At 53.1% G+C, this 23190-nt stretch carries 25 protein-coding genes; 20 read left to right on the top strand and 5 right to left on the bottom strand.

Translation table 11 applies throughout. The annotated features are described in order from the left end of the window. Positions 1-19 precede the first annotated feature (19 nt). The 7 genes from OOJ59_RS18425 to csiR all read left to right on the top strand — a co-directional run bounded on the left by OOJ59_RS18425 (position 20) and on the right by csiR (position 8293). On the top strand, positions 20-733 hold the full coding sequence (locus tag OOJ59_RS18425; RefSeq protein WP_038632928.1) for an MgtC/SapB family protein: 714 nt from the start codon (positions 20-22) through the stop codon (positions 731-733). A 240-nt stretch (positions 734-973) separates the two neighbouring features. After that, a complete protein-coding gene (glaH, locus tag OOJ59_RS18430; protein ID WP_038632931.1) occupies positions 974-1951 on the top strand; it encodes a glutarate dioxygenase GlaH in 978 nt (325 codons plus the stop codon). Positions 1952-1970: 19 nt separating this feature from the next. Next, positions 1971-3239 (top strand): L-2-hydroxyglutarate oxidase, encoded by a 1269-nt coding sequence (gene lhgO, locus OOJ59_RS18435; RefSeq protein ID WP_160956072.1) that lies wholly within the window; start codon positions 1971-1973, stop codon positions 3237-3239. A 23-nt stretch (positions 3240-3262) separates the two neighbouring features. After that, the gene (gene gabD, locus OOJ59_RS18440; RefSeq protein ID WP_069324593.1) at positions 3263-4711 is read left to right on the top strand and encodes an NADP-dependent succinate-semialdehyde dehydrogenase; all 1449 of its coding nucleotides are present in this window, start codon (positions 3263-3265) and stop codon (positions 4709-4711) included. Between the two features lie 25 nt (positions 4712-4736). After that, entirely contained in the window at positions 4737-6020 is a 1284-nt protein-coding gene (gene gabT, locus OOJ59_RS18445) for a 4-aminobutyrate--2-oxoglutarate transaminase (RefSeq protein WP_038632940.1), read from the top strand. A 140-nt stretch (positions 6021-6160) separates the two neighbouring features. Continuing rightward, positions 6161-7561, top strand: coding sequence for a GABA permease (gabP, locus tag OOJ59_RS18450; RefSeq protein WP_160956071.1), 1401 nt, complete (start codon positions 6161-6163; stop codon positions 7559-7561). 45 nt (positions 7562-7606) lie between these two features. Next, the gene (gene csiR / locus OOJ59_RS18455; protein WP_038632944.1) at positions 7607-8293 is read left to right on the top strand and encodes a DNA-binding transcriptional regulator CsiR; all 687 of its coding nucleotides are present in this window, start codon (positions 7607-7609) and stop codon (positions 8291-8293) included. 12 nt (positions 8294-8305) lie between these two features. On the opposite strand, the gene lysM is transcribed toward csiR, so the two are convergent. Further along, the gene (gene lysM / locus OOJ59_RS18460; protein WP_038632949.1) at positions 8306-8755 is read right to left on the bottom strand and encodes a peptidoglycan-binding protein LysM; all 450 of its coding nucleotides are present in this window, start codon (positions 8753-8755) and stop codon (positions 8306-8308) included. Positions 8756-8853: 98 nt separating this feature from the next. Further along, positions 8854-9012, bottom strand: a complete 159-nt coding sequence (locus tag OOJ59_RS18465) for a YqaE/Pmp3 family membrane protein (RefSeq protein ID WP_038632951.1) — start codon at positions 9010-9012, stop codon at positions 8854-8856. Between the two features lie 184 nt (positions 9013-9196). Here OOJ59_RS18465 and OOJ59_RS18470 point away from each other — a divergent pair, with 184 nt between their 5' ends. The 3 genes from OOJ59_RS18470 to OOJ59_RS18480 all read left to right on the top strand — a co-directional run bounded on the left by OOJ59_RS18470 (position 9197) and on the right by OOJ59_RS18480 (position 10293). Further along, positions 9197-9496, top strand: a complete 300-nt coding sequence (locus tag OOJ59_RS18470; protein ID WP_006687216.1) for an ArsR/SmtB family transcription factor — start codon at positions 9197-9199, stop codon at positions 9494-9496. A gap of 9 nt (positions 9497-9505) precedes the next feature. After that, entirely contained in the window at positions 9506-10033 is a 528-nt protein-coding gene (locus OOJ59_RS18475) for a rhodanese family protein (protein WP_160956070.1), read from the top strand. An 80-nt stretch (positions 10034-10113) separates the two neighbouring features. After that, entirely contained in the window at positions 10114-10293 is a 180-nt protein-coding gene (locus OOJ59_RS18480; protein WP_038632960.1) for a hypothetical protein, read from the top strand. Positions 10294-10329: 36 nt separating this feature from the next. On the opposite strand, the gene stpA is transcribed toward OOJ59_RS18480, so the two are convergent. Continuing rightward, complete coding sequence (gene stpA / locus OOJ59_RS18485) at positions 10330-10731, bottom strand: DNA-binding protein StpA (RefSeq protein ID WP_038632963.1); 402 nt, start codon at positions 10729-10731, stop codon at positions 10330-10332. Between the two features lie 549 nt (positions 10732-11280). Between stpA and alaE the strand changes: the two genes are divergently transcribed. Then, a complete protein-coding gene (gene alaE / locus OOJ59_RS18490) occupies positions 11281-11730 on the top strand; it encodes an L-alanine exporter AlaE (RefSeq protein WP_003037259.1) in 450 nt (149 codons plus the stop codon). Between the two features lie 36 nt (positions 11731-11766). Here the strand turns inward: alaE and OOJ59_RS18495 are convergent, their stop codons facing one another. Next, positions 11767-12117, bottom strand: coding sequence for a DUF2002 family protein (locus OOJ59_RS18495; RefSeq protein WP_038632969.1), 351 nt, complete (start codon positions 12115-12117; stop codon positions 11767-11769). A 123-nt stretch (positions 12118-12240) separates the two neighbouring features. Beyond that, positions 12241-13575, bottom strand: a complete 1335-nt coding sequence (gene pdxR / locus OOJ59_RS18500) for a MocR-like pyridoxine biosynthesis transcription factor PdxR (RefSeq protein ID WP_137351661.1) — start codon at positions 13573-13575, stop codon at positions 12241-12243. A gap of 90 nt (positions 13576-13665) precedes the next feature. Between pdxR and OOJ59_RS18505 the strand changes: the two genes are divergently transcribed. The 9 genes from OOJ59_RS18505 (at position 13666) to OOJ59_RS18545 (ending at position 23171) form a co-directional block, all read left to right on the top strand. Beyond that, complete coding sequence (locus tag OOJ59_RS18505) at positions 13666-14097, top strand: carboxymuconolactone decarboxylase family protein (RefSeq protein ID WP_160956069.1); 432 nt, start codon at positions 13666-13668, stop codon at positions 14095-14097. Between the two features lie 280 nt (positions 14098-14377). After that, a complete protein-coding gene (gene nrdH, locus OOJ59_RS18510; protein WP_038632979.1) occupies positions 14378-14623 on the top strand; it encodes a glutaredoxin-like protein NrdH in 246 nt (81 codons plus the stop codon). Then, positions 14620-15030, top strand: a complete 411-nt coding sequence (gene nrdI / locus OOJ59_RS18515; protein WP_038632982.1) for a class Ib ribonucleoside-diphosphate reductase assembly flavoprotein NrdI — start codon at positions 14620-14622, stop codon at positions 15028-15030. The genes nrdH and nrdI overlap by 4 nt, the downstream gene beginning before the upstream one ends. Next, positions 15003-17147, top strand: coding sequence for a class 1b ribonucleoside-diphosphate reductase subunit alpha (gene nrdE / locus OOJ59_RS18520; protein ID WP_087856216.1), 2145 nt, complete (start codon positions 15003-15005; stop codon positions 17145-17147). Before nrdI ends, nrdE begins: the two co-directional genes overlap by 28 nt. 10 nt (positions 17148-17157) lie before the next feature. Then, complete coding sequence (gene nrdF / locus OOJ59_RS18525) at positions 17158-18117, top strand: class 1b ribonucleoside-diphosphate reductase subunit beta (protein ID WP_085048881.1); 960 nt, start codon at positions 17158-17160, stop codon at positions 18115-18117. Between the two features lie 354 nt (positions 18118-18471). Next, positions 18472-19674, top strand: coding sequence for a glycine betaine/L-proline ABC transporter ATP-binding protein ProV (gene proV, locus OOJ59_RS18530; RefSeq protein ID WP_038632990.1), 1203 nt, complete (start codon positions 18472-18474; stop codon positions 19672-19674). Continuing rightward, entirely contained in the window at positions 19667-20731 is a 1065-nt protein-coding gene (gene proW, locus OOJ59_RS18535; RefSeq protein WP_038632993.1) for a glycine betaine/L-proline ABC transporter permease ProW, read from the top strand. Before proV ends, proW begins: the two co-directional genes overlap by 8 nt. Before the next feature lie 68 nt (positions 20732-20799). Then, a complete protein-coding gene (gene proX / locus OOJ59_RS18540; protein WP_003825976.1) occupies positions 20800-21795 on the top strand; it encodes a glycine betaine/L-proline ABC transporter substrate-binding protein ProX in 996 nt (331 codons plus the stop codon). Positions 21796-21986: 191 nt separating this feature from the next. Then, positions 21987-23171, top strand: coding sequence for an MFS transporter (locus tag OOJ59_RS18545; protein ID WP_160956236.1), 1185 nt, complete (start codon positions 21987-21989; stop codon positions 23169-23171). Positions 23172-23190 lie beyond the last annotated feature (19 nt).

Consider the following 23190-nt stretch of genomic DNA (forward strand, 5'->3'; position numbering starts at 1 on the left):
CTCTCATTAAGGTAATTGCATGAATAATCTGGCCGCCATCATCAATGAGCAAGGATTGTTGCCTTTAACTACGATCATCAAAATCAGTATTGCATTTATTCTGGGTGGCATTATTGGCCTGGAAAGAGAATCGAAAGGGAAACCGGTCGGCTTCAAAACCTGCGTTATTTTATCCGTAGCCAGCTGTGTATTAACTGTCGTATCAATACAATCTGCTGAATACTATGCAGAAATTTCGATGAATATCCGTAGCGATCCTATGCGCCTGGCGGCGCAGATTATCAGCGGCGTTGGTTTTCTCGGTGCGGGAGTCATTCTGCACCGACACGACGATGCTATCTCTGGTCTCACGACTGCGGCAATTGTCTGGGCATCTGCAGGGGTGGGAATCACCTGCGGAGCCGGTTTTTATTTTCATGCTGTTTTTGCCACGGCTTTATTTTTATTAGCGATCAAACTAAGCCCATTCATTATCTTCTTACAGACCAGAAACCAGTTTCCCGGAAAAGTGAAAGTGCGGGTTATTCTTGATGAACGAAACGCTGTAGAAAGTCTGATAACCCGCATTCATCAACAGAAAAACATTATCGAAAACATCACTATCAGGGATATCAAGAAGGGCAAAATTGAGGTTAATCTCAAAATCGTAATTCGTCAAAAGATGACCTTGCCCGACTTATATCACGATCTGACTCATGTGGAACACGTCTGCGCCATCGCCCTGGAACATTAATACACCTTATCTTCCTCTTTAAAATCAGGGGCTTTTGCCCCTGAAATAGCCACTCAGTATCCATCCAGCCTCTAAATCCTCACCTTTTGCAATGTTAAATAATTGTTGTTTTTGATCACAAATAAGAAACAAACAAGCTCATTGTGTGCGCGTTTTTCAAAAATGTAGATATTTTTAATTTATGGCTACGAAACGAGCTGCGCCATATCTCCCTGACAATCTACTGAGAGGATCGATTTGATGAACGCACTGACTGCCGTACAACCGAACGCTGAAGATCCAGCTCAGCACTACAGAGGTTTCACACTGAAACCATCAGTCCAGTCTCCACGTCTGCTGGAGCTGACTTTTTCTGCCGAGACCACTGAGCAATTTCTACAGGCCGTCGCGCAGTGGCCGGTGCAGGCCCTGGAATACAAATCTTTCCTGCGCTTCAAAGTGGGCAAGATCCTCGATGATTTGTGCGGCAACCAGTTGCAGCCCCTGCTGCTGAAAACGCTGCTCGATCGTGCCGAAGGCGCGCTGCTGATCAACGCCGTCGGCGTGGATGATGTGGCCCAGGCTGAAGAAATGGTCAAACTGGCGACGGCGGTCGCGCATCTGATCGGACGCTCCAATTTTGATGCGATGAGCGGTCAATACTATGCCCGTTTTGTGGTGAAAAACGTCGATAACTCAGACAGCTATCTGCGCCAGCCGCACCGTGTTATGGAGCTACATAACGACGGAACCTACCTTGAAGAAATCACCGATTACGTGCTGATGATGAAGATCGACGAGCAGAACATGACCGGCGGTAACTCGCTGCTGCTGCACCTCGACGACTGGGAACATCTGGAGCAGTACTTTACCCATCCGCTGGCGCGTCGCGCGATGCGCTTTGCCGCGCCGCCAAGCAAAAACGTCAGCAAGGATGTGTTCCATCCGGTATTTGACGTTGACCAGCAGGGCCGCCCGGTAATGCGCTACATCGACCAGTTCGTCCAGCCGAAAGACTATGAAGAAGGCGTCTGGCTGAGCGACTTGTCCGATGCGCTGGAAACCAGCAAGAACATTATTTCCGTTCCGGTTCCCGTGGGTAAATTCCTGCTGATCAACAACCTGTTCTGGCTGCACGGCCGCGATCGCTTCACCTCGCATCCTGACCTGCGCCGCGAACTGATGCGCCAGCGTGGTTATTTCGCTTACGCGAGCAACCACTACCAGACCCATCAGTAAGGGCGAAGGAAAAAAGCGGATGTATGATTTTGTGATTATTGGCGGCGGCATTATCGGCATGTCGACCGCCATGCAACTGATTGATGTCTATCCGGACGCCAGAATCGCGCTGCTGGAAAAAGAGTCCAGCCCGGCCTGTCACCAGACGGGCCATAACAGCGGCGTGATTCATGCCGGGGTTTATTACACGCCCGGCAGCCTGAAGGCGCAGTTTTGCCTGGCCGGAAATCGCGCCACCAAAGCCTTTTGCGACCAAAACGGCATCCGCTACGACGTCTGCGGAAAAATGCTGGTTGCCACCTCCGCTCTGGAAATGGAGCGTATGCGCGCGCTATGGGATCGCACCGCTGCTAACGGCCTGGAGCGCGAATGGCTGAATGCGCAGGAGCTACGCGAGCGTGAACCCAACATTACCGGGCTGGGCGGCATTTTCGTCCCGTCGAGCGGGATCGTCAGCTACCGCGAAGTAACCGCCGCGATGGCGAAGATTTTCCAGGCCAAGGGCGGTGAGATTATTTACAACGCCGAGGTCAGCGCGCTGAGAGAACACGCCGCGGGCGTGATCGTCCATACCCGTCAGGGGCACGAATATGAAGGCGCAACGCTGATAAGCTGTTCCGGCCTGATGGCCGATCGACTGGTGAAAATGCTCGGCGTTGAACCCGGCTTTATCATCTGTCCGTTCCGTGGCGAATACTTCCGTCTGGCGTCAGAACATAACCAGATAGTCAATCATCTGATCTACCCGATCCCCGATCCGGCGATGCCGTTTCTCGGTGTGCATCTCACCCGCATGATTGATGGCAGCGTCACGGTGGGACCCAACGCGGTACTGGCATTTAAACGCGAAGGTTACCGTAAACGCGATTTCTCACTCAGCGATACGCTGGAGATCTTCGGCTCTTCCGGCATCCGCCGCGTGCTGCAAAACAACATGCGCTCCGGGCTTGGCGAAATGAAGAATTCGCTGTGCAAAAGCGGCTATCTACGGCTGGTGCAAAAGTACTGTCCGAGTCTGACGCAGAAAGATCTGCAACCGTGGCCTGCGGGCGTGCGGGCGCAGGCGGTGTCGCCGGACGGCAAGCTGATCGACGATTTCTTGTTTGTCACTACGCCACGCTCCATTCATACCTGCAACGCCCCTTCTCCGGCAGCAACGTCAGCGCTCCCTATCGGTGCGCATATTGTCGGCAAAGTACATGCGCTGCTGGAGAGCCAGAGTAATCCCGGACGCACGCTGCGTGCGGCACGTAGCGTGGAGACATTACACGCCGCATTCACCCGTTAACATGATTAAGACAGGAAGTAATTATGCAACTAAACGATCCAACCTTATTTCGCCAACAGGCGTTGATTGACGGCAACTGGCGTGACGCCAACAACGGCGAGACCATCGCAGTAACGAATCCCGCCAATGGTCAGCAATTGGGTAGCGTACCGAAAATGGGGGCGGATGAAACCCGTGAAGCCATAAACGCGGCGAACCGCGCTCTACCCGCCTGGCGTGCGCTGACCGCCAAAGAACGGGCCAATATTCTGCGTCGCTGGTTCAACCTGATGATTGAACATCAGGACGATCTTGCTCGTCTGATGACCCTGGAACAGGGTAAGCCGCTGGCGGAAGCCAAAGGCGAAATCACCTATGCCGCCTCATTTATTGAGTGGTTTGCCGAAGAGGGCAAACGCATTTATGGCGACACGATCCCCGGCCATCAGGCTGATAAGCGTCTGATCGTCATCAAGCAGCCGATCGGCGTTACCGCCGCGATTACGCCGTGGAACTTCCCGGCGGCGATGATCACTCGCAAAGCCGGTCCGGCACTGGCGGCGGGTTGCACCATGGTGCTTAAACCGGCCAGCCAGACCCCCTATTCCGCACTGGCGCTGGCTGAGCTGGCTAATCGCGCCGGCATCCCGGCTGGCGTATTCAGCGTGGTGACCGGTTCAGCAAGCGCGGTCGGCAACGAACTGACCGGCAACCCGCTGGTGCGCAAACTGTCATTTACCGGCTCCACCGAAATTGGCCGTCAGCTGATGGAACAGTGTGCCAAAGACATCAAGAAGGTGTCGCTGGAGCTGGGCGGCAATGCGCCGTTTATCGTCTTTGACGATGCCGATCTCGACAAAGCCGTGGAAGGCGCGCTGGCGTCGAAGTTCCGTAACGCGGGGCAAACCTGCGTCTGCGCCAACCGTCTGTACGTGCAGGACGGCGTATATGACCAGTTTGCCGAAAAACTCGAGCAGGCGGTGAGCAAGCTGCGCCTCGGTGATGGTCTGCAACCAGATGTCACCACCGGGCCGCTGATCGACGAGAAAGCGGTCGCCAAAGTGCAGGAGCACATCGCCGATGCCCTGGATAAAGGCGCACGCATTATCGCTGGCGGTAAACCTCATGCGCTGGGCGGGAACTTCTTCCAGCCCACCATTCTGGTCGATGTACCTGCCAACGCGAAGGTTGCCAAAGAAGAGACATTCGGCCCGCTGGCGCCGCTGTTTCGCTTTAAAGACGAAGCTGACGTCATCGCCCAGGCCAATGACACCGAGTTTGGCCTGGCAGCCTATTTCTACGCCCGTGATTTAAGCCGCGTCTTCCGCGTTGGCGAAGCGCTGGAGTACGGCATCGTCGGGATTAACACCGGCATCATCTCCAACGAAGTCGCCCCATTTGGTGGGATCAAAGCCTCCGGTCTTGGCCGTGAAGGATCGAAATACGGAATCGAAGACTACTTAGAAATCAAATATATGTGTATCGGCCTTTAATAAAACAAATACTGGAGAACACCTGATGAGCACCAACAAAGAACTCATGCAACGTCGCAGCAACGCCGTTCCCCGTGGCGTAGGACAGATCCACCCTATTTTTGCCGAGCGGGCAGAAAACTGCCGGGTCTGGGACGTTGAAGGCCGCGAATTCCTCGATTTTGCTGGCGGTATTGCGGTGCTGAATACCGGTCACCTGCACCCGCAGATTGTCTCTGCGGTAGAAGCGCAGTTGAAAAAACTGTCGCATACCTGCTTCCAGGTGCTGGCCTATGAGCCCTACCTGGAGCTGTGCGAAATCATGAACAAGAAAGTGCCGGGCGATTTCGCCAAGAAAACCCTGCTGGTGACCACCGGTTCTGAAGCCGTGGAAAACGCGGTGAAAATTGCCCGTGCCGCCACCAAACGTACAGGTACGATCGCCTTCAGCGGCGCTTATCATGGCCGTACCCACTACACCCTGTCGCTGACCGGGAAAGTCAACCCGTACTCCGCCGGAATGGGGCTGATGCCGGGCCATGTTTATCGCGCACTTTTTCCTTGCCCGCTGCATGGCATCAGTGAAGATGATGCTATCGCCAGTATTCACCGCATCTTCAAAAATGATGCCGCGCCGGAAGACGTTGCCGCCATCGTCATTGAACCCGTCCAGGGCGAAGGCGGTTTTTACGCGGTCACCCCGGCATTTATGCAGCGTCTGCGCGCCATTTGTGACGAACACGGGATCATGCTGATTGCCGATGAAGTGCAGAGCGGCGCGGGCCGCACCGGTACGCTGTTCGCCATGGAGCAGATGGGCGTTGCGCCCGATCTTACCACCTTCGCCAAATCTATCGCTGGCGGCTTCCCGCTGGCAGGGGTAACCGGTCGCGCCGACGTCATGGACGCTATCCCGCCGGGTGGCCTGGGCGGTACCTATGCCGGTAACCCGATTGCCTGTGCCGCCGCGCTGGCGGTGCTGAACATTTTCGAGCAGGAAAATCTGCTGCAAAAGGCCAACGAACTGGGGCAAACCCTGCGCGAAGGCCTGCTGGCTATCGCCGAAACGCATCGCGAAATTGGCGACGTGCGTGGGCTGGGGGCGATGATCGCCATCGAACTGTTCGAAGACGGCGACCATACGAAACCAGACGCCAAGCTGACCGCAGAAGTGGTGGCGCGCGCGCGTGATAAAGGGCTGATCCTGCTCTCCTGCGGGCCTTACTACAACGTGCTGCGCATCCTTGTCCCGCTGACCATTGAAGATGCGCAAATTCGCCAGGGGCTGGATATCATCGCCCAGTGTTTTGCTGAGGCGAAGCAGGGCTAACTATACAAAAAAGCAATCCGTAGGCCGGATAAGGCGGAGCCGCCATCCGGCACATAGGGTCAATAACAATAATACGCGTGCCCCGGCGCGGGAATGCCGGGGTGCTCTCCCAAGTGAAATACTTTCGAGAGGTTTACAAGATGGGGCAAGTGTCACAATCACATGATTTAGGGGGCGGGCTGAAATCACGCCACGTCACCATGCTGTCTATTGCCGGGGTTATCGGCGCGAGTTTATTCGTAGGTTCAAGCGTGGCGATTGCAGAAGCCGGTCCCGCGGTATTATTAGCTTATCTGTTTGCCGGACTGTTGGTGGTGATGATTATGCGCATGCTGGCCGAAATGGCCGTCGCCACCCCGGATACCGGCTCCTTCTCCACCTACGCCGATAAAGCCATTGGCCCATGGGCAGGTTATACCATCGGCTGGTTGTACTGGTGGTTCTGGGTGTTGGTTATCCCACTGGAGGCCAATATTGCCGCCATCATTCTGCATTCCTGGATCCCAGGCATACCTGTCTGGTTATTTTCTCTGGTTATCACGCTGGCATTAACCGGCAGTAATTTGCTGAGCGTCAAAAATTACGGTGAATTCGAATTCTGGCTGGCGCTGTGCAAAGTGATTGCCATTCTGGCGTTTATTGTCCTCGGCTCGGTGGCGATTAGCGGTTTCTATCCTTATGCTGAGGTTAGCGGCGTTTCACGCCTGTGGGATCAGGGCGGCTTTATGCCGAACGGTTTTGGCGCCGTACTCAGCGCGATGCTGATCACCATGTTCTCCTTTATGGGTGCAGAGATTGTTACCATCGCCGCCGCCGAGTCCGATACCCCGGATAAACACATCGTCCGCGCCACCAACTCGGTTATCTGGCGTATCTCCATCTTCTATCTGTGCTCCATTTTCGTGGTGGTGGCACTGATCCCATGGAACATGCCGGGGCTAAAAGAAGTGGGTTCTTACCGCTCGGTACTGGAGTTATTGCATATCCCACACGCGAAGTTGATCATGGACTTCGTCATTTTGTTGTCGGTGACCAGTTGCCTGAACTCCGCGCTGTATACCTCATCCCGTATGCTCTATTCCCTGAGCCGTCGTGGCGATGCCCCCGCCTTTATGGGGAAAACTAACCGCAGTAAAACGCCTTACGTGGCGGTGTTGCTGTCTACGGGGGCGGCATTCCTCACCGTGGTGGTCAACTATTACGCCCCGGCCAAAGTGTTTAAATTCCTGATCGACAGCTCCGGCGCCATCGCCCTGTTGGTTTATCTGGTGATCGCGATTTCCCAACTGCGGATGCGCAAAATTCTGCTGGCGCGAGGCGGTGAAATTAAACTGAAAATGTGGCTTTATCCGTGGCTGACCTGGCTGGTTATCGCCTTTATTATCTTTGTGCTGGTGGTTATGCTCTTTCGCCCAGCGCAACAGCTGGAGGTTATCTCTACCGGGTTGTTAGCCATAGGAATTATTTGCACGGTGCCCATTATGGCACGCTGGAAAAAACTGCTATCGTGGCAAAAAGCACCCTTGCAAAATACGCATTAAATCTGTTCCCGGCGCACGCCGGGACATTTATTCAGGAGTAAGACCATGACCGCCATTCCCCAACCGACGGCCATTGATGGATACCGCTGGCTAAAGAACGACATCATCCGCGGTATTTATCAGCCTGATGAGAAACTGCGTATGAGCCTGCTGACCTCGCGCTATGAGCTTGGCGTGGGACCGCTGCGCGAAGCGCTTTCACAGCTGGTGGCGGAGCGACTGGTCACGGTGGTTAATCAGAAAGGATATCGTGTCGCCCCGATGTCCGAGCAGGAATTGCTCGATATTTTCGATGCCCGCGCCAATATGGAGGCCATGCTGGTTGCACTGGCTATCGAACGCGGCGACGACGCCTGGGAAGCGGAGATTCTGGCACGGGCGCATATGCTCAGTAAGCTTGAAGCTGTGGACGCCAGTGAACAGATGCTTGATGAATGGGATCAGCGCCATCAGGCATTTCACTCGGCGATTGTCGCCGGCTGCGGTTCCCAATATCTGCTGCAAATGCGCGAACGATTGTTTGATTTAGCGGCACGTTACCGGTTTATCTGGCTACGTAAAACGGTGCTGTCAGTCGAGATGCTGGAAGATAAACACGATCAGCATCAAACACTGACCGAAGCGATTCTGGCACGCGATGCCGTGCGCGCCAGCGAATTAATGCGCCAGCACCTGCTGACGCCGATTCCAATTATTCAACAGGCGATGTCCGGCAAGCTGCTGACGGAATAAGCCCGCACATCATTATTCTTCCGGAATACGTAACACCTGCCCGGGATAAATTTTATCCGGGCTTTTCAGCATCGGTTTATTCGCTTCGAATATTTTATTGTACAGGTTAGCGTTACCGTAAACCTGTTTGGCAATAGCGCTCAGGGTATCGCCCGCTTTCACGGTATAAAACTGGCTTTCACTCGCGGGTGCAGAGGTTTTAACCTGATCGTCCACGCTGGCGATACCGGAGATATTACCAATCGCAATCAGGATTTTCTCTTTCGCTTCCTGGCTTAATCCATCGCCAGAAACGGTGGCCTTGCCTTCGTTAATTTGCACGTTCACCTTATCTGCATCAGGGATGCCGGTTTTATTCAGGTGTTCCTGCACCTTCTTCGCCAGATCGGCCGTGTCATGATTTCCGGTGACCGCATCCCAAAGTTTTTCACCTGCATCTTTCACAAAATTGAAGAGTCCCATATCCACCTCGGTTATTAACAAGCAACACCAGGAAGTGTAGCAGAGGAGAGAGGACGGCAAAGAAAACGGCGCAAATGCGCCGTTTATGAAAGGAAGTATTAATTACGCGTCTGTACCCAGAAGGCGTGGATCAAACCAGGAATGTAGCCCAGCAGCGTCAGAACGATATTAAGGATAAACGCCCAGCCGAATCCTTTTCCCAGCAGTACGCCAAGCGGGGGCAGAATAATAGTAAAAACGATTCTCCAGAAACCCATACACACTCCCTACAAGCAAAAAGTTAATCATTGTTTAAAAAGAGATTTTATCTCTAAGAGTAGCCATTCTACTCAAATCCGCCAGCCTTCCCCTGCTGTTTTACCCTCCTTTACGCTCTTTACGCTGGCGTACGTTGGCTTTTTATTTTAGAATTTACTTAATTTAGACTATACTTAAATACATATGACTGAACTTGAACAACTCCAGGCCAGCGCTGAACAGGCTGCCGCTCTGCTTAAAGCGATGAGTAACCCGAAGCGGTTGCTGATTTTGTGCATGCTCTGCGGTTCGCCCGGTACCAGCGCGGGCGAGTTAGCACGCGCTACCGGACTGAGTCCTTCCGCCACGTCCCAGCATCTGGCGCGTATGCGTGAAGAAGGTCTGATAGACAGCCAGCGCGATGCCCAGCGCATCCTTTATTCCATTAAAAATGCGGCTGTGAATTCGCTGATCGCCACATTAAAAACACTGTATTGCCCATAAGGAGCCATCATGACCATTGGGAAGATTTCCCCGCGCGAGGCGCAGACGCTGGTCGCGCAAGGCGCGAAACTGATTGATATCCGCGATGCCGACGAGTATCTGCACGAGCATATTCCTGAGGCGCATCTGGCACCGTTACCCACGCTTGAGCAGGGATCGTTGCCTGCGAATTTACGCGCCGAGCAGGTGATTTTTCACTGCCAGTCAGGCAAACGCACACAAAATGCAGCGAACAAACTCAGCGCCATTGCCGCGCCTGCGCAGGTCTGGTTGCTGGAAGGTGGAATCGATGGCTGGAAAGCCGCAGGTTTACCCGTGGCAAAAGACAGTTCACAACCACTGCCGCTGATGCGTCAGGTGCAGATAGCCGCAGGTAGCCTTGCCTTACTCGGCGTCATTCTCGGATACTCCGTCAACAGCGCCTTCTTCCTGCTGAGCGGTTTTGTGGGCGCCGGGCTGATACTCGCTGGCCTCACCGGCTTTTGCGGCATGGCGCGATTGCTGGACAAAATGCCCTGGAACCGGCGTACTCATTAAGCGGTAATACCTGAAACAGCGCTGTACCCGTCGATTGACGTGATCTATGGTGAGTTGTGCGATAAATAAAGGAGCGCAATATGTTTAAACCTGGCGATCTGGTTCAACCACGCATGGGCGGACCTAAACTGAAAGTTGTCGAAGTCAACGAAGATCAAATTGTGGCGGTACAAGCCAGTAATGAAAGCGGTGAAAAATTCACACTGAAAGCAGCTGACGTGACGCGATATACCGAAGACGGTGATTTCGGCGTTTGCTGAAAACAGGCGGTGAGGTCACCCTCACCGCATTTATAATTAGATTAAAAAGTCATCAAGAGATTTACCGGCAGCCAGCGCCTGGGCAATTGGCTTTGGTGTCCGACCTTGTCCGGTCCATGTTTTTGTTTCACCGTCGAAATCGGTAAAACGATATTTCGCCGGGCGTGGTTGACGTTTTTTGACTGCCCGCGATGTCGCTGGGGTCATACTCAGCAGCTCTTCCGGATTGATCCCATCGGCCTGCATCAGGGCCAGCAAATTATTAATTTTTTCCTGCTGTTCTGCACGTTGGCGCTGTAGCTGTTCTTCTTCATCGCGGCGTTCTTTAGTCACTACTCTGAATTTTTCGAGCATATCTTCCAGCACATCAACGGAAAATTCACGTGCCATTACACGCAGCGAGCGGATATTATTTAAGTTTTTTAACATTGAACTCATATTAACAAAACCTCTTTAACGTAAAAATGGTATCACGCTAAATATTGTATGCAACTGATTATTATTTTTCCAGTCTAATTTTTTCGCAGATTATAAAACAAATAGCCAATCCCGTTATTTAAATGGCTATCCTGAAACCTGACATCAAATATTTTATATTCCCAGGATAGTCACTGTAAATATACTCGCATGACCTCTCAGCGCATCGTCTGATAAACACATCACTTTATTGCCCAGGGCCGGCACGCGCACATTCTGAACATCAGTCAACTTTCAGAAAAGGAGCGCAAAAAATTCAGAAAAACAAGTCTTCATAACCTATTGATATAAAATACTTTTAATCAGCAGAACAACGAAAACACCAAAACGAACAAAAATCAAACCAATGCAGAGCATTTTATCGAAAAAAAGACAATAAATAAAAATTTTAAGCTAGTTGCTAGTTATTATCCAGGCAGATATCCTATTGAAACGCGAAAGCAGCAAGACAAATCACTAGCAGCGAAGGTATTCAAAACCTTTTTTCCCCTTTTTACAAGGAGCATTAACATGTTCTCTCCGCAGTCACGCTTGCGTCATGCTGTAGCAGACACGTTCGCGATGGTTGTTTATTGTTCTGTCGTGAACATGTTGATCGAGATATTCCTTTCTGGAATGAGCTTTGAACAGTCACTGTACTCCAGACTGGTGGCCATCCCTGTCAATATTCTGATCGCCTGGCCATACGGCATGTACCGTGATTTGTTTATGCGCGCGGCACGTAAAGCCACGCAGGCAGGATGGGCAAAAAACCTGGCGGACGTGCTGGCTTATGTCACCTTCCAGTCGCCGGTTTACGTGATTATTCTGTTGACGGTTGGCGCGGACTGGCACCAGATTACGGCTGCGGTAAGTTCGAACATCGTGGTATCGATGCTGATGGGCGCAGTATACGGCTACTTCCTTGATTATTGCCGCCGCCTGTTTAAGGTCAGCAGCTATCACCAGGCTAAAGCCTGACACGCCTCTTCGCGACTGGCCCTGCCAGTCGCGTTATTAGTTAGCGTTAACGTCGCCAAATAACCCACTCAGATAACGCTCAAGTGCAATACGCGAACTGAAGCCGTGCGGAATACCATAATGCTCATGGGTCTCTCCGGCTAAATACAACGGGAATTGCTGGTAGTGATCGCAGGTTTTAATGTCTGTCGCAGGTTCCGCCAGTGAAGAGCTGCGCTCTTTAAGCGTGGGATGGATGACTAATGCGGTACGTCCCATACGTGCTTCCCGGTTAACGTACACATAATTTTCACCACGTCGATAGCCGTACGTTTTCGGCGTCACTACATCAACGGTAAAGCCCACTTTTTCAAGTACGCGCGCCACCTCATCAGGTCGTAAATACATATTATTTTCCTCGTTATCTTTTACTGCGGGCTTACCTTACCTGATTCAGCATTAGCAACGCTTTCAGAAAAGTCCATAAACGAGTGAAGACGGTGGGACGAATATCTTAAGAACCGTGCAGATTTATGTCAGCGCCTGCCGCAATTGATAGGCCGCCTGCTGCGCCATTTCCGCTGAGCTAATATTGGTAAATGACAATAATATTCCCCCTTGTCCGTTCGGCGTTATACGCCACTGGCTCAAGGCCTGTACGGCCAGACCTGCCCGATTCGCTTTACGTACTAACGCAACATCGTCTGCGTCTACACTCATCACCAGTTGGATCCCCCCCTCTTGCGGGAGCACGTTAAAACCGTGTTCGGTCAGGGCATTTACCATCCACTGGCGTCGCTGGGCATAATGTTGACGCATGCGTTTTAAGTGCCGCCAGAAGTGCCCCTCGCGCATAAAATCCGCCAGCGTTTGTTGCCATAAAACCGGAACGCTACAGGCCGCTAGCGCCACCTGCTGGCGAAAATGCTCGACCTGAGTCATGGGCACCACCAGCCATGCCGTGCGTAGCGCAGGAAACATTGATTTACTGAACGTTCCGGCATAAATCACCCGCAGCGGCGCATCCAGGCTTTTCAACGGCGGCAACGGTTTACCGTGGTAGCGAAATTCACTGTCATAGTCATCTTCAATAATCCATGCCTGGGTGCGGGCCGCCCACTCCAGCAACTGATGGCGACGCTCCAATGAAAGGGCCACCCCCAGCGGGCTTTGATGCGCGGGTGTAAGCAAAACAAAGCGCGCCTGCGGGTAATCGCGGATCCCAGCGCAGACATCCAGACCATTGGCATCAACAGGAACCGGCATCAGCGCAATTCGCTCCTGAGCCACCACCGGTCGGATCAACGGAAACCCGGGATCTTCGACCCACATCCCTTCACCGGGTTGAGACAGCGCGCGCAGAATTAACGTCATCGATGCCGCATAGCCAGAGGTGATAAAAACCTGCTCCGGCTGGCACTCAATGCTGCGTGAAACGCGCAGGTAATCAACAATCGCCTGACGCAGCACCCTTTCGCCGCAAACCTCCCCCACCGCCAGATCAAAACGCGTTTGGGTGCGTAAACGTCGGCCCATCACCCGCGCCCATACTTCACGCGGGAAGAGATCGAGTGCGGGTAGCCCCATCTGAAAAGGTTGGGGTCTGGGATTTTCTCCTGCGAAGATAGCGGGAGCCGCAGGCGCGGTCTCTGGTCGCAACTGCTCACTGACAAAAGTTCCCGCCTGCCCACGTCGAGCCAGCCAGCCCTGCGCCACCAGCTCGGCATAGGCATGTTCCACCGTCGAACGCGAAACGCCGAGTTCCTGGGACCACGTCCGGCTGGAGGGCAATCTTGCGCCTGGTTTGAGTTCACCTGTCTCAATGGCATTTTTTAACTGGCGGGCGATTTGTTGATAGCGCGGCATTTATGGTCTGCTTTTTTTGCAAAAATATGGCTCTCTTTAGCAGTCCATTATAGTGCTACATTGCGGGTTATCCAAACGAGGAGAAATACCATGACAATGTTACGCCAGCCCTATTATGAACTCAGTCCTGAAATCTATAACGCTCTGGTTCAGGCCAGCAAAGCGCTGGAAAATTGCGCACTGGAACCTACGCTGACGGAACTGGTTTACCTGCGGGTCTCGCAAATCAACGGCTGCGCATTTTGCCTGGAAATGCACAGTAAGGCGTTGCGCAAAGCAGGCGTTGCGCAGGCCAAACTCGACGCGCTGGCAGGTTGGCGAGTGAGCCACCACTTCAGTAAACAGGAACGTGCGGCGCTGGCATGGGCCGAATCGGTCACTCATATCGCCAGCACCCACGCGGAAGATGATGTTTATCTGCCGCTGCTCGACCATTTTAGCGCGAAAGAAATCAGCGATCTGACGTTTGCCATCAGCCTGATGAACTGCTTCAACCGCCTGGCGGTTGGTATGCGTATGTAATTCTGCCCTGCCGGATAGCGGGATAAATGCCTTCTCCGGCCTGGGATGTGTTCTCCTGTAGGCCGGATAAGACGCGACGCGTCGCCCTCCGCCCCCCCGTCATGCTACACATCCCTGCCCCCGTCACGCTCATCATTCTGCCCTTCATTAATCTAAAATTACCATATCTTGTATGGTTGAATATTTTTAAAACTACATCTAGTATCACTCCTATCAAGACACCTACAATCCGACGCTATCAATCGCGTCGATCTTTTATCTATAAATGGAAATACGAATCATGCGTATTATTATTTACACTCGTAATAACTGTGTTCAGTGCCACGCCACTAAGCGGGCAATGGAAAGCCGCGGGTTTGACTTTGAGATGGTAAATATTGATTTGCAGCCCGCTCTGGCTGACAGCCTGCGCGATCAAGGCTTTCGTCAGTTACCGGTCGTTGTCGCCGGGGAAACCAGTTGGTCCGGGTTTCGCCCGGACATGATCAACCGTCTGCGCCCACAACCCGATATGGCCAGCGCATGAGTCAGCTCGTCTACTTCTCCAGCAGCTCCGAAAATACGCACCGCTTTATCCAGCGTCTGGGGCTGCCTGCCATCCGCATTCCGCTTAATGAACGCGAGCGGATCCGGGTCGACGAACCTTACATCTTAATCGTGCCGTCCTACGGCGGCGGCGGAACGGCAGGCGCGGTTCCGAGACAGGTGATCCGCTTTTTAAACGATCCGCACAACCGGGCGTTAATCCGTGGGGTGATTGCTTCCGGCAATCGCAATTTCGGTGAAGCCTATGGCCGCGCGGGTGAAGTCATCTCACAAAAATGCGGCGTGCCGTGGCTCTGGCGCTTTGAGCTGATGGGCACCCAAAGCGATATCGACAACGTTCGACAAGGAGTGAGTGAATTTTGGCAACGACAACCGCAGAACGCATAACCCAGCCAACGCTGGATTATCACGCCCTGAACGCCATGCTGAATCTGTACGATAAAGCTGGACGCATTCAGTTCGACAAAGACCATGAGGCGGTGGAGGCTTTCTTTGCCGCCCACGTCCGCCCCAACTCGCTGACGTTTGCCAGCCAGCAGGAGCGCCTGGAAACGCTGGTTGCTGAAGGCTACTACGACGAAAGCGTATTAAGCCGTTACGATCGCGCATTTGTAATAAAGCTCTTTGCTCACGCCCACGCCAGCGGATTCCGGTTCCAGACGTTCCTCGGCGCATGGAAGTTCTACACCAGCTATACGCTGAAAACGTTCGACGGTAAGCGCTATCTCGAAGATTTTGAGGATCGGGTCACGATGGTGGCGCTCACGCTGGCGCAAGGCGATGAAATGCTCGCCATGCAGCTTAGCGATGAAATGCTCTCCGGGCGCTTTCAGCCCGCCACGCCAACCTTCTTAAACTGCGGCAAACAGCAGCGCGGCGAGCTGGTTTCCTGCTTCCTGTTACGCATTGAAGACAACATGGAGTCCATTGGCCGGGCGGTTAACTCTGCGCTGCAACTTTCCAAGCGCGGCGGCGGCGTAGCGTTTTTGCTCTCTAACCTGCGTGAAGCAGGTGCGCCGATTAAACGCATTGAGAACCAGTCATCCGGCGTGATCCCGGTGATGAAAATGCTGGAAGATGCGTTTTCTTATGCCAATCAACTCGGCGCGCGTCAGGGCGCGGGCGCGGTGTATTTGCACGCGCATCATCCGGACATTTTGCGTTTTCTGGATACCAAACGTGAAAACGCCGACGAGAAAATCCGTATCAAAACCCTGTCGCTTGGCGTAGTGATCCCGGACATTACCTTTAAACTGGCCAAAGAGAATGCCGACATGGCGCTGTTCTCGCCCTATGACGTGGAACGCATTTACGGCAAAGCGTTCGGCGATATCGCCGTCAGTGAACGCTATGACGAACTGCTTGCCGATGGACGCGTGCGCAAAAAATACATTAACGCCCGCGATTTCTTCCAGCGGCTGGCTGAGATCCAGTTTGAGTCCGGCTACCCTTACATCATGTTTGAAGATACGGTGAATCGCGCGAATCCGATTGCTGGTCGTATTAACATGAGCAATCTGTGCTCCGAAATTTTGCAGGTTAACAGCGCCTCCACCTACGATGAAAATCTCAACTACGCGCAGACCGGACACGATATCTCCTGCAACCTCGGCTCGCTGAATATCGCCCATACCATGGATTCCCCGGATTTTGGTCGTACCGTGGAAACGGCGGTTCGCGGCTTAACCGCCGTTTCGGACATGAGTCATATTCGCAGCGTGCCCTCAATTGCAGCCGGAAACAGCGCATCGCACGCGATTGGTCTTGGTCAGATGAACCTGCATGGCTATCTGGCGCGGGAAGGCATCGCCTATGGCTCGCCGGAAGGGCTGGATTTCACCAATATCTACTTTTACACCATCACCTGGCATGCGCTGAATACGTCAATGAAGCTCGCCCGCGAACGTGGTAAAGCCTTTGCTGGATTCAGGCAGTCTCGCTACGCCAGCGGCGAGTATTTTAGCCAGTATCTGCAGGGTGACTGGCAGCCAAAAACCGACAAAGTTCGCGCGCTGTTTGCCGCCAGCGGCATTACGCTGCCGACGCGTGAGATGTGGGCGCAGTTGCGTGAAGATGTCATGCGCTACGGCATTTATAACCAGAATTTACAGGCAGTTCCGCCAACCGGCTCTATTTCCTACATCAACCATGCGACGTCAAGTATTCACCCGATCGTGTCAAAAGTGGAAATTCGCAAAGAGGGCAAAACCGGGCGCGTGTACTACCCTGCTCCTTTTATGACCAATGAGAATCTGGCCTTGTATCAGGATGCCTACGAGATTGGCCCACAAAAAATTATCGATACCTATGCTGAAGCGACGCGCCATGTCGATCAGGGACTGTCGCTGACGCTCTTTTTCCCCGATACCGCCACTACCCGCGATATTAACAAAGCGCAGATCTACGCCTGGCGTAAGGGCATTAAATCGCTGTACTACATCCGACTGCGTCAGCTGGCGCTGGAAGGGACCGAAATCGAAGGTTGCGTGTCATGCGCGCTGTAAGGAGGAGATCATGACATTATCCCGCGTGAGCGCCATCAACTGGAACAAGATTGAAGATGATAAAGACCTGGAGGTATGGAATCGCCTGACCAGTAACTTCTGGCTACCGGAAAAAGTCCCGCTTTCCAACGACGTCCCGTCCTGGCAAACGCTGAGCGCTGCCGAGCAGCAGTTAACTATCCGCGTTTTTACCGGGCTAACGCTACTCGACACCATTCAGAATGTTGCCGGTGCGCCAGCGCTAATGGCGGATTCATTAACACCACACGAAGAAGCGGTGCTGTCGAATATCAGCTTTATGGAAGCCGTTCACGCCCGCTCATACAGCTCTATTTTCTCCACGCTTTGCCAGACCAAAGATGTGGATGCCGCCTACGCCTGGAGTGAGGAAAATATCCCACTCCAACGTAAGGCGCAGATTATTCTGGCCCATTACGCCAGCGATAATCCGTTGCACAAGAAGATTGCCAGCGTGTTTCTGGAATCATTCCTGTTCTATTCCGGCTTCTGGTTGCCGATGTATTTCTCCAGCCGCGGCAAACTGACTAATACCGCCGATCTCATTCGTCTGATCATTCGTGATGAAGCGGTCCATGGGTATTACATTGGTTATAAATTTCAAAAAAGCCTGGAGCATATTTCCGAATCCGCACGCGAGGAGTTAAAGAATTTTGCCCTCGACCTGCTCATGGAGTTGTATGATAACGAAGCGCGTTATACAGAAGAATTGTATGCAGAAACCGGTTGGGTGGATGACGTCAAAGCCTTCCTTTGTTACAACGCCAATAAGGCATTAATGAATTTGGGTTATGAGGCGTTATTCCCGTCAGAAATGGCGGAGGTTAACCCGGCAATCCTTGCCGCGCTGTCGCCCAACGCAGACGAAAACCACGATTTCTTCTCAGGTTCTGGCTCATCTTATGTGATGGGTAAAGCTATCGAAACCGAAGACGACGACTGGAATTTTTAACTCTCATTTTCACGGGAAATACCGTACATTTTTCGCGGTAATATTTTAACAGGATCACACTTTTATCGTGCAATTATAATTGTGTGATCTACACTCAATATCAGCCGCATTATTCGCCTGCATTACACCAATTCAGGCGCTTTTTCATTGGCGTTTACAAAAAATATCAGTTAACGCACATTCACGCTCAGCCCTTATATCACGGGAAATCCCGCCGACTGACCTTCGGCAATATTCATGCCACAACTAAATTCAGGGTTGTCTCAGATTCTCAGTATGTTAGGGTAGAAAAAGGTCACTATTTCCATCAGGTAACATATCGATATAAACAAATAACAGGAATCATTCTATTGCATGGCAATTAAATTAGAAGTGAAGAACCTCTATAAGATATTTGGCGAGCATCCTCAGAGAGCGTTCAAATATATTGAAAAAGGACTTACAAAAGAGCAAATTCTGGAGAAAACAGGGCTATCGCTTGGCGTTAAAGACGCCAGTCTGGCCATTGAAGAAGGCGAGATATTTGTCATCATGGGATTATCCGGCTCGGGTAAATCCACAATGGTACGCCTTCTCAATCGCCTGATTGAACCCACCCGCGGACAGGTACTGATCGACGGCGTAGATATCGCCCGGATCTCCGATGCCGAACTCCGCGAGGTGCGCAGAAAAAAGATTGCGATGGTCTTTCAGTCCTTTGCCCTGATGCCGCATATGACGGTGCTGGACAATACGGCATTCGGCATGGAATTAGCCGGCGTCGCCGCGGATGAACGTCGCGAAAAGGCGCTGGATGCGCTACGTCAGGTCGGTCTGGAGAATTACGCTCACAGCTACCCGGATGAACTTTCCGGGGGGATGCGCCAGCGTGTAGGCCTTGCCCGCGCATTAGCCATTAATCCTGACATCTTATTAATGGATGAGGCCTTCTCAGCCCTCGATCCATTAATTCGCACCGAGATGCAGGATGAACTGGTAAAACTCCAGGCGAAGCATCAACGCACCGTGGTCTTTATTTCCCATGATCTCGACGAAGCTATGCGTATTGGTGACAGAATTGCCATTATGCAAAACGGTGAAGTAGTACAGGTCGGTACACCGGATGAAATCCTGAATAATCCGGCTAATGATTATGTACGCACCTTCTTCCGCGGCGTTGATATTAGCCAGGTGTTCAGCGCGAAAGATATTTCCCGCCGTAGCCCCGAAGGTTTAATTCGTAAAACACCCGGTGTAGGCCCTCGTTCGGCGCTGCAATTATTGCAGGACAAAGATCGCGAATATGGTTACGTGATCGAACGTGGCAATAAATTCGTCGGCGTCGTCTCTATCGACTCACTAAAAACCGCGCTTAGTCAGGCGCAAGGTATTGAAGCGGCGTTGATCAATGAACCGCTGGCTGTCGATGCACAAACTCCTCTCAGCGAGTTGCTTTCTCATGTCGGCCAGGCACCGTGCGCGGTACCGGTAGTTGACGAGGAACAGCAGTATGTGGGCGTCATTTCAAAACGCATGCTGTTACAGGCTTTAGATCGTGAGGGGGCAAACAATGGCTGATCAAACTAATCCGTGGGATACCACACCAGCGGCCGATAGCGCCGCACAGACCGCCGATGCGTGGAGCACACCATCCTCCGCGCCTACTGACGGCGGTAGCGCAGACTGGCTGACCAGCGCGCCCGCGCCGGCACCAGAGCATTTTAATATTATGGATCCGTTCCATAAGACGCTGATCCCATTGGACAGTTGGGTCACCGAGGGGATCGACTGGGTGGTTACCCATTTTCGTCCGGTCTTCCAGGGCATCCGTGTACCGGTGGATTACATTCTCAACGGCTTCCAGCAAATGCTGTTAGGTATGCCAGCCCCCGTGGCGATTATCCTGTTTGCCCTGATCGCCTGGCAGATTTCCGGCGTTGGAATGGGTGTCGCGACGCTGATTTCGTTGATTGCTATCGGCGCCATTGGCGCGTGGTCGCAAGCGATGATCACGCTGGCGCTGGTGCTGACCGCGTTACTGTTCTGTGTGGTGATCGGTCTGCCGATGGGCATCTGGTTGGCGCGCAGCCCTCGGGCGGCAAAGATTGTTCGTCCGCTGCTGGATGCGATGCAAACCACCCCCGCTTTCGTGTATTTGGTGCCGATTGTCATGCTGTTCGGTATTGGTAACGTCCCGGGCGTAGTGGTGACGATTATCTTCGCCCTGCCGCCAATCGTCCGTCTGACCATTCTGGGGATTAACCAGGTGCCGGCCGACCTGATTGAAGCCTCGCGCTCGTTTGGCGCCAGCCCGCGTCAGATGCTGTTTAAAGTGCAGCTCCCGCTGGCGATGCCCACGATTATGGCCGGGGTTAACCAAACGCTGATGCTGGCGCTCTCGATGGTGGTCATCGCCTCGATGATTGCCGTTGGCGGATTGGGTCAGATGGTTCTGCGCGGAATTGGTCGTCTGGATATGGGATTAGCCACGGTTGGTGGCGTTGGGATTGTGATCCTCGCCATCATCCTGGATCGCCTGACGCAGGCCGTTGGTCGCGATTCGCGTAGCCGGGGTAACCGTCGCTGGTACACCACCGGTCCCGTTGGGCTTATCACTCGCCCTTTCACGAAGTAATACACCCGTTGCCCGGTGGCGCTGTGCTTACCGGGCCTACACGTCCCTCCAATAATTAAGGAACAACGATGCGACAGAAAGTTATTATTGCCACAGCGTTTGCCACCCTTGTCTCCACCAGCACTTTCGCTGCCGACCTGCCGGGCAAAGGCATTACCGTCCAGCCAATCCAGAGCACTATCTCTGAAGAATCCTTCCAGACGCAGCTGGTTGCCCGCGCGCTGGAGAAACTGGGTTACACCGTTAACAAAACCAGCGAAGTTGACTATAACGTCGGCTATACCTCCATTGCCTCTGGCGATGCAACTTTTACCGCCGTGAACTGGCAGCCGCTGCATGATGATATGTACGCCGCGGCAGGCGGAGACAAAAAGTTTTATCGCGAGGGGGTATTCGTTACGGGTGCCGCACAGGGTTATCTGATCGACAAAAAAACCGCTGAGCAGTACAAAATCACCAACATCGCCCAGTTAAAAGATCCTAAGATCGCCAAAATTTTTGACACCAACGGCGACGGAAAAGCCGATATGATGGGCTGTTCACCAGGCTGGGGCTGTGAAGCGGTAATCAACCACCAGAACAAAGCCTTCGATCTGGAAAAAACGGTCGAGGTCAGCCACGGTAACTATGCGGCGATGATGGCAGACACCATCACCCGCTTTAAAGAAGGCAAACCCATTCTTTACTACACCTGGACGCCGTACTGGGTCAGCGACGTGATGAAGCCGGGCAAAGATGTGGTCTGGTTGCAGGTACCGTTCTCTTCACTGCCGGGTGAGCAGAAAGATATCGATACCAAATTGCCAAACGGCGCTAACTACGGCTTCCCGGTGAACACCATGCACATCGTCGCCAACAAAGCCTGGGCGGAGAAAAACCCGGCGGCAGCGAAACTGTTCGCTATCATGAAATTACCGTTGGCGGATATCAACGCACAGAACGCGATGATGCATGACGGTAAAGCGTCTGAAGCCGATGTTCAGGGTCACGTAGACGGCTGGATCAAAGCCCACCAGCAGCAGTTTGACGGCTGGGTGAACGAAGCGCTGGCTGCGCAGAAATAACCCGCTCGCAGGTCTGATAAGCGTAGCGCCATCAGGCACAGTAACCGCACCATTGCCGGATACGCTAACGCTTATCCGGCCTGTTTCCCTCTATCCCACCTAAACCGCACAATCCATCACCCAACAAATCAGCAACAGTTAATCACTTCCGTTATGATTGTTTTCTGCAACCCATTATTCAGTTGAAAACCATGACGAAAACCACTCAGGGACTTAGCCCTTCGCTGATCCTGTTAATGTCTATCGCCACCGGCCTTGCCGTCGCCAGTAACTATTACGCGCAACCGCTGCTCGACACCATCGCCCGCAACTTCTCACTGTCAGCCAGTACAGCAGGATTTATCGTCACCGCGGCCCAGCTCGGCTATGCCGCAGGTTTGCTATTCCTGGTACCGCTTGGCGATATGTTTGAGCGACGGATGTTGATTGTCTCCATGACGCTGCTGGCTGCTGGCGGCATGCTGATTACCGCCAGCAGCCAGTCGTTTGGCATGCTGATCCTCGGCACCGCCCTGACCGGACTGTTCTCGGTAGTGGCGCAGATCCTGGTTCCACTGGCGGCAACGCTTGCCACCCCGGACAAGCGCGGGAAAGTCGTCGGGACGATTATGAGCGGCCTGTTGCTGGGTATTCTGCTGGCGCGTACCGTAGCCGGGTTACTGGCGAACCTTGGCGGTTGGCGCACCGTATTTTGGGTGGCATCGATACTGATGGCATTGATGGCGATTGCGCTGTGGCGCGGTCTGCCGAAGATGAAATCAGATACCCATCTTAACTATCCGCAGCTGTTAGGTTCCGTATTCAGCCTGTTTACCCATGATAAATTGCTGCGTACCCGCGCAATGCTGGGTTGCCTGACTTTTGCCAACTTCAGCATTCTGTGGACCTCAATGGCATTTTTGCTCGCCGCGCCGCCGTTTAACTATTCTGAAGGGATGATCGGTCTGTTCGGTCTGGCGGGAGCCGCGGGGGCGTTAGGCGCACGCCCGGCGGGTGGTTTTGCCGATAAAGGGAAATCACATCTCACCACTACCGTTGGCCTGTTGTTACTGTTGCTCTCGTGGCTGGCTATCTGGCTCGGGCATACTTCGGTGCCAATGCTGATTATCGGTATTCTGGTTCTGGATCTCACCGTTCAGGGGGTGCATATCACTAACCAGACGGTTATCTATCGCATTCATCCGGATGCACGTAACCGTCTGACCGCCGGCTACATGACCAGCTATTTTATTGGCGGGGCCGCTGGTTCGTTGATTTCGGCCTCCGCCTGGCAACATGCCGGTTGGGCGGGCGTTTGTCTGGCGGGTACGACCGTTGCCGTACTCAACCTGTTGGTCTGGTGGCGAGGTTTTCACCGTCAGGAAGCCGTAAATTAAGCGTATAGCGCTTGTTTAC

Origin of the sequence: Citrobacter sp. W9, assembly GCF_026719375.1 — a bacterium.
GTDB lineage: Bacteria > Pseudomonadota > Gammaproteobacteria > Enterobacterales > Enterobacteriaceae > Citrobacter > Citrobacter werkmanii.

What these genes read in the sequence shown, in the direction of transcription:
- lhgO (WP_160956072.1), top strand. Translation starts at nt 1,971, where the DNA reads ATGTATGATTTTGTGATTATTGGCGGCGGCATTATCGGCATGTCGACC.
- nrdH (WP_038632979.1), top strand. Translation starts at nt 14,378, where the DNA reads ATGCGTATTATTATTTACACTCGTAATAACTGTGTTCAGTGCCACGCC.
- OOJ59_RS18505 (WP_160956069.1), top strand. Translation starts at nt 13,666, where the DNA reads ATGACAATGTTACGCCAGCCCTATTATGAACTCAGTCCTGAAATCTAT.
- csiR (WP_038632944.1), top strand. Translation starts at nt 7,607, where the DNA reads ATGACCGCCATTCCCCAACCGACGGCCATTGATGGATACCGCTGGCTA.
- alaE (WP_003037259.1), top strand. Translation starts at nt 11,281, where the DNA reads ATGTTCTCTCCGCAGTCACGCTTGCGTCATGCTGTAGCAGACACGTTC.
- proV (WP_038632990.1), top strand. Translation starts at nt 18,472, where the DNA reads ATGGCAATTAAATTAGAAGTGAAGAACCTCTATAAGATATTTGGCGAG.
- OOJ59_RS18425 (WP_038632928.1), top strand. Translation starts at nt 20, where the DNA reads ATGAATAATCTGGCCGCCATCATCAATGAGCAAGGATTGTTGCCTTTA.
- proX (WP_003825976.1), top strand. Translation starts at nt 20,800, where the DNA reads ATGCGACAGAAAGTTATTATTGCCACAGCGTTTGCCACCCTTGTCTCC.
- nrdI (WP_038632982.1), top strand. Translation starts at nt 14,620, where the DNA reads ATGAGTCAGCTCGTCTACTTCTCCAGCAGCTCCGAAAATACGCACCGC.
- OOJ59_RS18480 (WP_038632960.1), top strand. Translation starts at nt 10,114, where the DNA reads ATGTTTAAACCTGGCGATCTGGTTCAACCACGCATGGGCGGACCTAAA.
- OOJ59_RS18545 (WP_160956236.1), top strand. Translation starts at nt 21,987, where the DNA reads ATGACGAAAACCACTCAGGGACTTAGCCCTTCGCTGATCCTGTTAATG.
- lysM (WP_038632949.1), bottom strand. Translation starts at nt 8,755, where the DNA reads ATGGGACTCTTCAATTTTGTGAAAGATGCAGGTGAAAAACTTTGGGAT.
- pdxR (WP_137351661.1), bottom strand. Translation starts at nt 13,575, where the DNA reads ATGCCGCGCTATCAACAAATCGCCCGCCAGTTAAAAAATGCCATTGAG.
- gabT (WP_038632940.1), top strand. Translation starts at nt 4,737, where the DNA reads ATGAGCACCAACAAAGAACTCATGCAACGTCGCAGCAACGCCGTTCCC.
- glaH (WP_038632931.1), top strand. Translation starts at nt 974, where the DNA reads ATGAACGCACTGACTGCCGTACAACCGAACGCTGAAGATCCAGCTCAG.
- gabD (WP_069324593.1), top strand. Translation starts at nt 3,263, where the DNA reads ATGCAACTAAACGATCCAACCTTATTTCGCCAACAGGCGTTGATTGAC.
- OOJ59_RS18470 (WP_006687216.1), top strand. Translation starts at nt 9,197, where the DNA reads ATGACTGAACTTGAACAACTCCAGGCCAGCGCTGAACAGGCTGCCGCT.
- OOJ59_RS18465 (WP_038632951.1), bottom strand. Translation starts at nt 9,012, where the DNA reads ATGGGTTTCTGGAGAATCGTTTTTACTATTATTCTGCCCCCGCTTGGC.
- stpA (WP_038632963.1), bottom strand. Translation starts at nt 10,731, where the DNA reads ATGAGTTCAATGTTAAAAAACTTAAATAATATCCGCTCGCTGCGTGTA.
- proW (WP_038632993.1), top strand. Translation starts at nt 19,667, where the DNA reads ATGGCTGATCAAACTAATCCGTGGGATACCACACCAGCGGCCGATAGC.
- OOJ59_RS18475 (WP_160956070.1), top strand. Translation starts at nt 9,506, where the DNA reads ATGACCATTGGGAAGATTTCCCCGCGCGAGGCGCAGACGCTGGTCGCG.
- OOJ59_RS18495 (WP_038632969.1), bottom strand. Translation starts at nt 12,117, where the DNA reads ATGTATTTACGACCTGATGAGGTGGCGCGCGTACTTGAAAAAGTGGGC.
- nrdF (WP_085048881.1), top strand. Translation starts at nt 17,158, where the DNA reads ATGACATTATCCCGCGTGAGCGCCATCAACTGGAACAAGATTGAAGAT.
- gabP (WP_160956071.1), top strand. Translation starts at nt 6,161, where the DNA reads ATGGGGCAAGTGTCACAATCACATGATTTAGGGGGCGGGCTGAAATCA.